This is a genomic window from Buchnera aphidicola (Pemphigus obesinymphae), from assembly GCF_026122815.1.
Lineage (GTDB): Bacteria > Pseudomonadota > Gammaproteobacteria > Enterobacterales > Enterobacteriaceae > Buchnera_C > Buchnera_C aphidicola_BJ.
Genome location: NZ_JAIWQW010000107.1, coordinates 1 through 339, shown reverse-complemented (window position 1 = coordinate 339; position 339 = coordinate 1). Strand labels below are relative to the sequence as shown.

At 31.9% G+C, this 339-nt stretch carries 1 pseudogene; it reads right to left on the bottom strand.

Annotated features, from left to right (window positions below):
- Nucleotides 1-339, bottom strand: a pseudogene (aceE, locus tag LDP10_RS03325) (pyruvate dehydrogenase (acetyl-transferring), homodimeric type); the annotation flags it as partial.

The window sequence follows — 339 nt, the reverse complement described above, 5'->3', positions numbered from 1 at the left end:
ATTGAACTGAATAATCATGCGTACCTTTTATGGTTTTTAACTTATATATTCCTTTACAAATACCTGTTTCTACACCTTTAGGCATAGCCGGCATAGCATAATTTTCATTTAATGTAGTAATATAATAATATATATTTTCTTGTTTAGGACCATACATACGATGTAAGCCATCACACATAATAACAGCAATTTCATAAGCGTAAGCTGGATCATAAGATATACAATTAGGTACTGTCAAAGATAAAATATGACTATGACCATCTTCATGTTGCAATCCTTCTCCATTTAATGTTGTTCTGCCAGATGTACCACCTATTAAAAAGCCCCTTGCTTGTTGAT